This is a genomic window from Kitasatospora sp. NPDC036755 (assembly GCF_040636595.1).
Taxonomy (GTDB): Bacteria; Actinomycetota; Actinomycetes; order Streptomycetales; family Streptomycetaceae; genus Kitasatospora.
In genome coordinates this window covers 18,369-30,225 of sequence record NZ_JBEZUT010000070.1, presented here as the reverse complement: position 1 = coordinate 30,225, position 11,857 = coordinate 18,369, and the positions used below count along the sequence as shown (strand labels likewise).

The window sequence follows — 11,857 nt, the reverse complement described above, 5'->3', positions numbered from 1 at the left end:
ACCCGGGGCAGCTTCATGGAGAGCGGACCTGCATTCGTGCGAAAGGATCATGAATCTTCACCAGCATAGGTCCGTTTTCACGATTGCCATACCAATATTTTGCCAAACGCCCAACTCTCCCCGCCCGACGACCCGTTCCACCGCGCCCGAACCGTGCCCGAGCCCCGGCCCGCCCGCACGGGCGCCGCTAGGGTGGGGCGGATGAGCTTCCACCTGGTCGTCGGACACGGGCCCGCCGGGGCCGCCACCGCCCGCCTGCTGGCCGAGCAGGGCCACGAGGTCCGGGTCGTCACCCGCAGCGGGCGCCCCGCCGGGCCGGCCGCACCCGGCGTCGAGCACCTCGCCCTGGACGCGAGCGACGCGGTCGCGCTGGCGCGGGCCGCCCGCGGTGCCGCCGCCGTCCACGGCTGCGCCGCGCCGCCGCTGCCGCAGTGGACGCGGCTGTGGCCGGCGCTGACCGACTCGCTGTGCGCGGCCGCCGAGGAGAGCGGCGCGGTGCTGGTCCTGCTCGGCAACCTGTACGGCTACGGGCCGGTGGCGGGGGCGATGACCGAGGACCTGCCGCTCGCCGCGACCGGCCCCAAGGGGCGGGTGCGGGCGGCGGCCTGGGAGCGGGCGCGCGCCCTGCACGAGGCCGGGCGGATCCGGGCGGTGGAGGTGCGGGCCTCGGACTTCTTCGGCCCCGGCGTCACCGACGGCGGCCACCTGGCCGCGCGGGTGATGCCCAAGGTGCTGACGGGCCGTCCGGTCGCCACCCTGGGCGATCCGGACACCGCGCACAGCTGGACCTACCTGCCGGACGTGGCCCGGGCGATGGCCGAGATCGCCGGCGAGGAGCGGGCCTGGGGCCGGGCCTGGCACGTGCCCACCGCCCCCGCCCTGTCGGCGCGCGCGATGGTCGAGGGGCTGGCCGCCGAGGCGGGCGGCGGGCCGGTCGCGGTGCGGCGCCTGCCGGCGGCCGCGCTGGCCGTGGCGGGGCTGCTCTCCCCGCTGCTGCGCGAACTGCGGGAGGTGCGCTACCAGTTCGACCGGCCGTTCGTGGTGGACAGCTCGGCCTACGAGGCCGCGTTCGCGGTGCGGGCCACACCGCTGGAGGAGCAGCTGCGGGCGACGGTCGCCTGGTGGCGCGGGCGCGAGCGGCCGTAGCGGCGGCCGTGCCCGTGGCGGCCGCGGCGGCAGCCGCTCGCGGACGGCGTGGTCCGTTCACCGGACGCCGGGCCCCGGCTTCCGTAGGATTCCATCCGTGGCCAAACGACGTGACGTTGAGCGGGAAGTCCTGGGCACCATCGGCGAGTTGGCGGCATCCGGGTTACCGGCCGCCGAGCTGTTCCGGGCGCTGCACGCCCTGCTGCTGGAACCGCTCGGCTTCGACGGCGGCTGCTGGCACGGCAACGATCCGGTGACCGGGTTCCCCACCTCCACCGTCGCCGACGGCCTCGACCCCGCCCAGTTCGAGCAGGCCGTGCACCTGGAGCTGCGGGGCGAGGACGCCACCACCTTCAGCGCGATCCGCACCGCCGGCCACCGGGTGCAGAGCGTCGGCCGGGCCACCGACGGCCGCCCCGAGCGCAGCGTCCGCTACCGGGAGCTGCTGCACCCCTGCGGATACGGCGACGAACTGCGAATCAACTTCGACGTGGGCGGCGGGCGTTGGGGCTCGGCGGCGTTCATGCGCGAGCGCTCCCGCGGCCGCTACGACCTGCCGGACCTGCGCCTGGCCGAGCGCGTCGCCGCCCCGATCGGCGCCGCCCTGCGCGACGCCCACCTCGCCGCCCTGCGCAGCCCCCGCACCCCGTCGCCCGCGCACGCCCCGGCCGTGGCGATCCTGGACCGGCACGGGCGGCTGCGCTCGGCGGACGCGGCGGCCCGCGAACTGATCGGACGCATGGCCGAACCCACCGACCACACCGGCGGGGTGCCCAGCGGCTTCCTCACCGTCGCCCGCCTGGCCGCCCGCCGCGGCGGCGCCGCCGAGATGCGGGTGTGCACCCCGGACGGCCAGTGGCTGGCCCTGCACGCCTCCCTGCTGGACGGCCGGCACGGCGGCGCCGCCGTCGTGGCCTCCCCCGTCTCCCCCCTCCAGCGCCTGCCGCTGGCGATCCTCGCCCACGGTCTGTCCCCGCGCGAGCAGCAGGTCGCCCTGTACGCGGTGCGCGGCACCAGCACCAAGGACATCGCCGCGCTGCTGCACCTGACCGTGCCCACCGTCCAGCAGCACGTCACCGCCATCCTCCACAAGACCGGCGTGCGCTCCCGCCGTGAACTGGTCGCCCTCCTGATGGCCGACCACCTCCCCACCCTCGGCCTGCCCCCGCGGGCGTGAGGCTCCCGGACCGGCCGCGCCCGGACCGGCCGCGCCCGTCCCGGTCGGCCGCACCGGCTCACCGCGCCGCGCACTCGCCCCACGACCGGGCGCGGGACACGGCGCCGACGACGTCCGGCGGGGTCGGGCGGAGGGCGGTGTCACGGCGGCCGGCGCTGTCGGAGCCGCTTCCGGCCGGGCGGCAACGACCACGCCGGACGGGAACGACCGGTACGGGGACGGGAACGGCCACGCCGGGCGGCAACGACCGGTACGGGGGCGGGTCAGAACTGCCAGGCGGGGTCGTCGGCGATCGCCAGCAGGGCGGCCTCGTCCAGGCCCGCGTCCGGCTGCTCGGCCCACTGCTGGAGCGTCACCGTCCGGCCGTCGGCGCGCTGGAGGCGGATGTACAGGGAGGCGCGGTCTCCCTGCCGGGGGGTCAGTGCCACGGCCTCGCCGTGTGCGCCGGAGGGCAGCTCGACCAGGTGGCAGTCGGTCCGCGGGGCGGCCTCCTGCGGGCTCGGCACGCCGGGGCGCGGGGTGACCCTGGGCAGGGCGATGGCGGCGCAGAACGGGACCTTCGGCGCGTCGGCGGTGCGGTCGGCGCCGCCGACGAAGTCCACCGGGCCGGCCGGGGACTGCCAGGCGACCCGGAAGCTGCGGCCCGGGATGTCGCCGGCGCCCACGGTCCTGGCACCGGCCGGGAGCAGGGAGGCCAGGGTGGTTCCCAGGTGGTCGCTGGTCCAGTCGGTGGCCCGGCCGCTGCCGGGGCCGAAGGAGTCCGGGCGCAGCGGCTCGGGGACGGCTCCGGCGGCGCCGGCCAGGGTGAGGGGGCCGGTCAGCGGGTCGGCGGCGGCCGTCGGGGTGCCCGGGGCGGGGGTGGTGGCGGTGGGCAGGGCGGCCACCAGGGCGGCCAGGGCGGCGGTGGCGGCCGTCGCGGCTCCGGTGCGGACGGCCAGCCGGGTGCCGCGGCGGCGGCGTCCGGCCGCAACGGCGGTGTCCACCGTGCCGGGGCGCAGGGGCGGTTCGGTGCCGAGGCCGGCCGCGAGGAGGGTGCGCAGGTCGTCCTGCGGGTCGAGGGCGTCGTGGTGGGTCACAGCAGTTCCTTCAGGGGGGTCGGGGCGGCGGCCAGTTCGTCGAACGGATCGGTGTCGCCGAGCAGGTCGCGCAGTCTGGCGAGTGCGCGGGCGGTGTGGCTCTTGACGGTTCCGGCGGTGCAGCCGAGGGCCTTGGCGGTGTCCGCGATGTCCAGGTCGACCCAGAACCGCAGGACCACCACGGCCCGTTGACGCGGCGGCAGGGCGGCGAGCGCGGCGCGGATCTGCAGCCCGAGCGAGGGGTCGGTGCCCGGGCCGGGCCGGTCGGGCAGCACGGGTGTCGGGTCCTCGCGGCGCCAGCGGCGCCGGGTGTGGTCGATGCAGGTACGGGTCAGCACGCGGTGGGCGTAGGCCTCCACGTTGGCGATCCGGTGCCGTCTTCCCCACACCGCGTACAGCTTGGTCAGTGCGGTCTGCGTGATGTCCTCGGCGTGGTGCCAGTCGCCGCACATCAGGTACGCGGTCCGCCGCAGGTGCGGCAACCGGTCCTCGGCGAAGCCGCGGAACTCCTCCAGGTCTGCGCTACGCACAGGGCGTGTCCTCCGTTCGTCTCTGCCCACTCCGACGGAGCGCGCCCGGTGCCGGGATGTCACGGGTGGCGGGAAAAGTTCGCCGGTCGCGGGGGCGGGAGGATCCGGCCGGTGGTGGGAGGGGTGGGAGGCGTTCCGATTTCTGATCATCGGATGACATCTTCCGCCGCCCTCCGTTCCGTCGATTCCACGCCAGAACCAGTGCGCGGCCCCGGAATCCGTGGCGGCGCCCGATCGAGAGGACTCCTGTGCGAGGAACCCGCAGGTACGACACACGTGGGCGAGGGCCACGGGCGGCCCGGCGGTGGCCGGCCGCCGTGCTCGGTGCGGCCCTGGTCGCGACGCCGGCCGCCCCGGCCGGCTGGGCCGCTCCCGGCCCGGCGCCCGACGCGGGGGCGGACGGGCCGGCGCCGGGCCGTCCGGTCCAGGTCACCCTGGTCACCGGCGACACGGTCACCGCCCTGGTCGGCGCCGACGGCACGGTGACGGCGGCCGGAGTGCGGCCCGGGCCCGGGCGCGAGGACATGACCTTCCTCCGGCGCCCCGGCGCCCCCGGCTCGCTGAACCTCCTGCCCTCGGACGCGGTCGCACCGCTGGACTCCGGGCGGCTGGACCCCCGGCTGTTCGACGTCGCCGGACTGATCGCCCAGGGCTACGACGACGCGCACACCGCCGAACTGCCGCTGATCCTGGGCTCGGAGCAGGCCGGCGCCCCGGGCCTGGCCGCGGCCGCGCCGCCCGCCGGCGCCACCGCCGTACGGGCGCTGGAGAGCGTGCACGGCGCGGCCCTGCGCGCCCCGAAGGCGCGGGCGGGCGAGCTGTGGCAGCTGGTCGCGCGGCCCGGCACCGGGCTCGCCGCGGGCGGCGTGGACAAGGTCTGGCTGGACGGCAGGGTCACCGCGGCGCTCGACCGCTCGACCGCCCGGATCGGCGCCCCGCAGGCCTGGAACTCCGGCTGGACCGGCAAGGGCGTCAAGGTCGCGGTGCTCGACAGCGGCATCGACCGGGGCCACCCCGACGTGGCCGGCTCCCTCGGCGAGACCTCCGACTTCACCGGGCCCGTCGGCACACCGGTGAACGCCGACCCCGACGGGCACGGCACCCATGTCGCCTCGATCGTCGCCGGCACCGGGGCCGCCTCCGACGGCCGGTTCAAGGGCGTCGCCCCCGACGCCGAGCTGCTGGTCGGCAGGGTGCTGGACGACGAGGGCAACGGCCAGGAGTCCTGGGTGCTCCAGGGCATGGAGTGGGCCGCGGCCCGCGCGCCGATCGTCAACCTGAGCCTCACCGGCGCCCCGACCGACGGCACCGACCCGATGGCCCGGGCCGTCGACGCGCTGTCCGCCCGCTACGGCACCCTGTTCGTCGCCGCCGCCGGCAACAGCGGCCGCCCCGGCACCGTCGGCACCCCCGGGTCGGCCGACGCCGCGCTGACGGTGGGCGCCGTCGACCGGGACGGCGCGCTCGCCTCGCTCTCCAGCCGGGGCCCGCGCGTCGGCGACCAGGCCGTCAAGCCGGACCTCACCGCGCCCGGCGTCGGCATCGTCGCCGCCCGGGCGGCCGGAACCGACGGGCAGGAGCCGGCCGGCGACCGGTACACGGCCATCTCCGGCACCTCCATGGCGGCCCCGCACGTGGCCGGCGCCGCGGCCCTGCTCGCCCAGCAGCACCCGGGCTGGAAGGGCCCGCAGCTCAAGGCCGCGCTCACCTCCTCCGCGGCGCCGGCCGCCGGCCAGGGCGCGTACGAGCAGGGCGCCGGGCTCGTCGACCTCGGCCGGGCCACCGCCCAGGAGGTGTACGCCACCGCCGAGGGCACCGGGATCCACCTGGAGGGCCCGCCCGGCGGCGAGCCACTCACCCGTACGGTCCAGTACCACAACGACGGCCGGGAGCCCGTCACCCTGGACCTGGCCGTCGAGACCACCCCGGCGGACGGCGCCTTCACCGTCCAGCCCGGCCGCCTGACGGTGCCCGCGGGCGCCGCGGCGTCGGCCACCGTGACCGTCGATCCGGCCCGCGTCCCCTCGGGGGCGTCGCTGACCGGGCGGGTGCGCGCGACCGGGCCCGACACGACCGCCGTCACCACCGCCTACGCGCTCACCCGCGAGGCCGTGCGGCACGACGTCACCGTGACGGCCGTCGACCGCAACGGGGCGCCCGTCGGGCCGGGCAGCTGGGACGCCTGGTCATCGGTCAGCCTGGTCGACCTGGACACCCGTGACGCCTACCAGCTGCGGTTCACCGGCGGCACCGCCACCGCGCGGGTGCCCGAGGGCCGCTACAACCTCGGCGGACAGCTCGTCACCCCCGCCTCGGGCACCGCGCCCCGCACCGCGACCCTGTTCCTGCAGCCGGAGCTGGAGCTGCGCGGCGACACCCGGCTCGCCGTCGACGCCCGCGAGGGCCGGCAGCTGAGCGTCACCGTGCCCGGCCGCGCCACCACCGGCCTCTCGCTCTCCGCGGGCTACTGCTACGGCGGCACCGGGAACGACTGCGCGGACGCGGCCACCGCCCTCGCCCGGCCCGGCAACCTGTACGTCGTCCCCACCGCCCGGCCCACCTCCGGCCGGCTCGACTTCGTCACACAGAGCCTCCAGCAGGGCCCGGCCACGCGCGACGGACGGCTGCCGGACCGCTACGACCTGCTGGTGCGCACCACCGGCCGACTCCCCGACCCGGCCCTGACCGTCGGGCCCGGCGAACTCGCCACGCTCAACACCCGCTACTTCGCCCAGGGCCCGGGCACCGCGGGCGACTTCAGCAGCTTCGCGTCCGCCGGCGGCGTCGGCGGCCTCAGCATCGCCCAGCCCACCTTCGCGCTGCCCGCCACCCGCACCGAGTACTTCACCGTGAAGGACCAACTCCGCGAGACGACCTTCGGCCAGACCTCCGGCCCCGCCGGCGAGATGGCCCGCACCGCCGTCAGCCAGAGCGGCACCGTGCGCTGCGCCGCCGGCGCGACCTGCGCGGAACGCTGGAACGCCGCCGTCATCGGCCCGGGCCTGACCCCGGGCAGGGACGGCGCGCCCACCATGGCCCGCACCCGCGACGGCTACCTCACCCTGCACCCGCAGCTGTTCAGCGACGCCTCCGCCGGCCACGTCGGCTCCCCGTGGCCGCACCTGCTGGAGGACACCGTCCACCTCGAACTGGAACGCGACGGGCAGCGCGTCGGCGGCAGCGACCGGGAGCAGGCCCGCTTCGCCGTACCGGCCGCCGACGCCGCCTACCGGCTGACCGCCAGGGCCGTACGAGCCGAACCCTGGGCGTCGCTGTCCGGCACCGTCGAGGCGGTCTGGACCTTCCGCTCGGCCGCCGTCGACCCCGGGCCCGACGGCCGGGGCCCGGCCACGGCCCTGCCGGTCGACACCGTCCGCTTCACCGCCCCCGTCGACCCGGACAACCAGGCGCCGCGCCACCGGCACACCCTGCTCGCCGCCGTCGAACGGCAGAGCGGCGCCCCGGCCTCGGCCACCACGAGCCTGAACGTGCGGGTCTCCTTCGACGACGGCGCCACCTGGCAGGACGCCCCGGTCACCCCGGACGGCGTCGGCTACCGCGTCACCGTCGACCCGCCGCCTGGCGCCGCCGGCTTCGTCTCGCTGAAGGCCGCCGCACGCGCCGCCGACGGCGCCACCGTCGAGCAGACCGTGCTGCGCGCCTACCGCCTGGCACCCTGACGACCCGCCGGCGGCCCGCGGCCGTTCCCCCGGGCCCCGGGTTCGCGGGGCGGCCCGGGTTCGTCGGCCCGGGTTCGTCGGCCCACGGTCGCCATCCGGCAGGACAGGCGCGGCCACGTCTTCCCGGGGCCGTGCTACCGCGGCCGCGCCGGTTGTCCGGCTGAGATCTTGGCTGGAAGCAGACCGCCACGCCGGGTCGGCCATGTCAGGGCGAGAACCAGCGGGTTCATCACCACCCAGTACCCCGGGTTCACCCAGCCCCGCCCCTTGTCGAAGAGGCCCGGCCCGCCGTCCCTGCACAGATGACGCATGAACCGGCCGTAGGCCGGGCCTCCGGCCACGAGCAGCAACGGGGAGGCGAGCAGCGCCCCGCCCCACACAGCGGACCGGAGGGCCGACTCGGAGAATCCACCACGCTTCACCGGACGAGTATGGCTCGTCGGCCGATCACCTGTCGCACGCCCACGGCGTGCGGGCCGACCACCGGTCACGGGTACCGGCCGGCCCGCACGCCCGGCCCCCCGTGCAACGGCCGCCGCGACACCCCGGCACAAGCGGCCGGCGCACGGCCCGTTCCTCGCTAGGCTCGGCGGTGCCGGGGTCTCCGGCGGGAAGGCGGGTGGGTCGCGCATGCTCGGGTACGACGCGGACGGGTTCGTCCGGGACGGGGCACCGCACCGGGTGGTGGCCGGGGCGGTGCACTACTTCCGGGTGCATCCGGGGCTGTGGGAGGACCGGCTGCGGCGGGTACGGGCGCTGGGGGTGAACACAGTCGACACCTACGTGCCGTGGAACTTCCACGAACTCACCGACGGGACGGTGGACTTCACCGGCTGGCGGGACGTGGCCCGGTTCGTGCGGCTGGCCGGCGCCCTGGGGCTGGACGTGATCCTGCGGCCGGGACCGTACATCTGCGCGGAGTGGGAGTTCGGCGGGCTGCCCGCCCGGCTGCTGGCGGTCGACGGGCTGCGGCTGCGCTGCGCGGACCCGGCGTACCTCGCCGAGGTCGACGGCTGGTTCGACGCGCTGGTGCCCGAGCTGCTGCCGCTGCTGGCGAGCCGGGGCGGGCCGGTCGTGGCGATGCAGGTGGAGAACGAGTACGGCAGCTACGGCAACGACGCCGACTACCTCGCCCACCTGCGCGACGGCCTGGTGCGGCGCGGCGTGGACTGCCTGCTGTTCACCACCGACGGTGCCCACGACACCATGCAGCAGGGCGGCACCGTCCCCGGCCTCCTCGCCACCGCCACCTTCGGCTCGCGCGCCCCCGAACGCCTGGCGGTGCTCCGCCGCCACCAGGGCGAAGGGCCGCTGACCGCCATGGAGTTCTGGATCGGCTGGTTCGACCAGTGGGGCCTGGCGCACCACGTCCGCGACCCCAAGGAGACCGCCGCCTCGCTCGACGAACTGCTCGCCACCGGCGCCTCCGTCAGCCTCTACATGGCGCACGGCGGCACCAGCTTCGGCCTGTGGTCCGGCGCCAACCACTCCGGCGCCCACCCGCTGGACGCCGGCTACGAGCCGACCGTCACCAGCTACGACTACGACGCGCCGATCGGCGAGGCCGGCGAACTGACCGAGAAGTTCCACGCCCTGCGCGAGGTCATCGGCCGCTACCTGCCCCTGCCGGACGGCGAACTGCCCGACCCTCCACCACGGGTGGCACCCCGGCGGCTGGAACGCGCCGACGGGCGGGCCGTGCTGGCGCGGTCCCTGGACGCGCTGTCGCAGCCCCAACGGCACGCCGCCCCGCTGCCGATGGAACGCGTCGGACAGTCCCGCGGCCTCATCCACTACCGCACCCGCGTACCCGGCCCGCGCAACGAACTCCCGCTGCGCATCGACGGGTTGGCCGACCGGGCGCAGGTCTTCGCGGACGGCCGCCCGCTCGGCGTCCTGGAGCGCAACTCCCCCGGCGCCGCGCTGCCGCTGGCCGCCGGGCCCGAAGGCGTCGAGCTGGACATCCTCGTCGAGGCGCTGGGGCGGGTGAACTACGGCCCGCAGATGGACGACCGCAAGGGCATCACCCGCGGCGTCTCGCACGGCCACCAGCGGCTCTTCGACTGGCAGATCCGGCCGCTGCCGCTCACCGACCTGTCCGCGCTGCGCTTCACGGACGACACCGAAACCCGCGACGGCGAACCGGCCTTCCACCGCTTCACCGCCGAACTCCCCTCCCCCGCCGACGCGTTCGTCGCCCTGCCGGACTGGGGACGCGGACTGCTGTGGCTCAACGGCTTCCTCCTCGGCCGCCACTGCGCCGCCGGCCCCCAGCGCACCCTCTACGCCCCCGCCCCCCTGTGGCGGGCGGGCGCCAACGACCTGGTCGTACTGGAACTCGAACGGCACGGGACGGCACTGGAGTTGGCCGACGAGCCGGACCTCGGCCCGGTCACGGCGGCTCCCAGCTCCGAGTACTGACCCCGGCACGGGGCCGCGGAGTGGGAAGTCGGCGGGGTCGACTTCCCACTCCGGCCCCGGCCCTGCACGGCCATGACCCTCGGAACCGACACCGCCCCCACCGACTCGCCGGCGACCCGGGGCCGCCGACCTGCCGCACTGGCGACGCCCCTCCGGAGTGGGAAGTCGGCGGGGTCGACTTCCCACTCCGGCCACCGAGCCGCCAGGCAGGCCGCAACCCTCCGAGATGCGGGCAGAGCGCAACTGAGCAGCACCGGAAGCCACCTTCTCGGCACCGCCCCCATTCACGCCGGCGACCCAGGGCCGACACCCGCCCACGGGACCCGGCACAGGAAGTCGGCCTCGCCGACTTCCCACTCCGTCACGTACCTCATCGGCCACCTATCGCGGCCCCGGCGCGAGCACATGGGCCCGGAGAAAGAAGTGCTCCCCCACCGAGCCGCGCAAGGTGATCAGGTGCTGCTCCACGGCGGCGCGGACCGCAGACAGCAGAGCGCGAGCGAAACCACGCGAGCGAAGCCACGCGAGCGAAGCCACGCGAGACGGGGCCGTCGTCCGTCAGGTGCCGATGAGGCGCAGGGAGGCCCACAGCGCGAGGACGGCGGCGGTGAGGGTGGCGGGGACGGCGAGCAGGCCGAGGCGGGTGAACTCGCCCAGCCTCACCGGCACCCCGCGGTCGCGCACGATGCCGCGCCACAGCAGGGTGGCCAGCGAGCCGGCGTAGCTGAGGTTGGGGCCGATGTTCACCCCGAGCAGGACCGCGAGGACGGCTCCGGGCCCGGCCGGGGCGGCCAGCGGCACCAGGGCGAGCGTGGCGGGCAGGTTGTTGATGACGTTGGCGAGGACGGCGGCGAGGGCGGCGGTGCCGAGCAGGGCGGGCAGCGCCGTGCCGGACGGGATCAGGTGGGCCAGCCCGGCGGCGAGGCCGTTGTCGACGACCGCGCGCACCACGACGCCCAGGGCCAGGACGAACGCCAGGAACGGCAGGTTGGCCGAGCGGACGACGCCCGCGGCGGTGGCGTGGCCGCGGGCCAGGGCGCGGACGGCCAGGACGGCGGCGCCCGCGGCCGCCGACCAGGCCGGGTTGACGTCCAGTGCGGAGGCGAGGACGAACCCGGCGAGCGTGCAGCCCACCGTCACCAGGGCGAACAGCGGCACGGCGGGGGCCGGCCCCGCCTCGGGCGCCCCGGCCGGGGCCGCGTCCAGGTCGGCGGCGAAGAAGCGGCGCAGCACCAGGTACTCGACGCCGACCGCGGCCAGCCACGGCAGCGTCATCAGGGCGGCGAAGCGGCCGAAGCTCAGGCCGCTGGCGGTGAAGGCCAGCAGGTTGGTCAGGTTGGAGACCGGCAGCAGCAGCGAGGCCGTGTTCGACAGGTGGGCGCAGGCGTACAGGTGCGGTGCGGGCCGGGCGCCCAGGCGGGCGGCGGTGGCCAGCACCACCGGGGTGAGCAGCACGACGGTGGCGTCCAGGCTGAGCACCGCGGTGACGAGCGAGGCGACGGTGAACACCTGGACGAGCAGCCGGCGTGGGCGGCCGGCGGCGCTGCGCGCCATCCAGGCCCCGCAGGCGCGGAACAGCCCTTCGCGGTCGCAGAGTTCGGCCAGGACCAGGACGGCGGCCAGGAAGCCGATGACCGGTCCGAGGCGGGCGGCCTCGGCCGTCGCGTGCTCCGGCGGGACGGCGCCGGTCGCCACCAGGAGGGCGGCGGCCGGCACCGCGGCGGCGGCCTCCGGCCAGCCCCAGGGGCGGGCGACGGCGCAGACCAGGACGAGCAGCAGCAGGCCTGCGGACAGGGCTTCGGCCCAGGCGGTGTTCAGGGGTGCTCC

At 76.6% G+C, this 11,857-nt stretch carries 7 protein-coding genes; 4 read left to right on the top strand and 3 right to left on the bottom strand.

The window, feature by feature from the left end:
- Nucleotides 1–201 precede the first annotated feature (201 nt).
- Nucleotides 202–1,146 carry an NAD-dependent epimerase/dehydratase family protein gene (locus AB0E96_RS13535; RefSeq protein ID WP_359822442.1) on the top strand — a complete coding sequence of 315 codons (945 nt, stop codon included), beginning with the start codon at nt 202–204 and terminating at the stop codon, nt 1,144–1,146.
- 97 nt (nt 1,147–1,243) lie between these two features.
- Nucleotides 1,244–2,323: a helix-turn-helix transcriptional regulator gene (locus AB0E96_RS13530; RefSeq protein ID WP_359822441.1), complete on the top strand. Its 1,080-nt coding sequence runs from the start codon at nt 1,244–1,246 to the stop codon at nt 2,321–2,323.
- Between the two features lie 263 nt (nt 2,324–2,586).
- Here AB0E96_RS13530 and AB0E96_RS13525 read toward each other — a convergent pair whose 3' ends face one another.
- Nucleotides 2,587–3,399: a hypothetical protein gene (locus AB0E96_RS13525; RefSeq protein ID WP_359822437.1), complete on the bottom strand. Its 813-nt coding sequence runs from the start codon at nt 3,397–3,399 to the stop codon at nt 2,587–2,589.
- On the bottom strand, nt 3,396–3,929 hold the full coding sequence (locus AB0E96_RS13520; RefSeq protein WP_359822434.1) for a SigE family RNA polymerase sigma factor: 534 nt from the start codon (nt 3,927–3,929) through the stop codon (nt 3,396–3,398). The genes AB0E96_RS13525 and AB0E96_RS13520 overlap by 4 nt, the downstream gene beginning before the upstream one ends.
- 317 nt (nt 3,930–4,246) lie before the next feature.
- On the opposite strand from AB0E96_RS13520, the gene AB0E96_RS13515 reads away from it, so the two are divergent.
- Together AB0E96_RS13515 and AB0E96_RS13510 are read left to right on the top strand one after the other, a co-directional pair.
- Complete coding sequence (locus AB0E96_RS13515; RefSeq protein WP_359822431.1) at nt 4,247–7,609, top strand: S8 family serine peptidase; 3,363 nt, start codon at nt 4,247–4,249, stop codon at nt 7,607–7,609.
- Nucleotides 7,610–8,239: 630 nt separating this feature from the next.
- Nucleotides 8,240–10,030, top strand: coding sequence for a beta-galactosidase family protein (locus AB0E96_RS13510; protein ID WP_359822429.1), 1,791 nt, complete (start codon nt 8,240–8,242; stop codon nt 10,028–10,030).
- A 558-nt stretch (nt 10,031–10,588) separates the two neighbouring features.
- Here the strand turns inward: AB0E96_RS13510 and AB0E96_RS13505 are convergent.
- Nucleotides 10,589–11,848, bottom strand: coding sequence for an SLC13 family permease (locus AB0E96_RS13505; protein ID WP_359822450.1), 1,260 nt, complete (start codon nt 11,846–11,848; stop codon nt 10,589–10,591).
- Between the last annotated feature and the right edge of the window lie 9 nt (nt 11,849–11,857).

Bases quoted from the DNA above. Each gene is read 5' to 3' on its own strand.
- AB0E96_RS13535 (WP_359822442.1), top strand. From the start codon at position 202: ATGAGCTTCCACCTGGTCGTCGGACACGGGCCCGCCGGGGCCGCCACC.
- AB0E96_RS13510 (WP_359822429.1), top strand. From the start codon at position 8,240: ATGCTCGGGTACGACGCGGACGGGTTCGTCCGGGACGGGGCACCGCAC.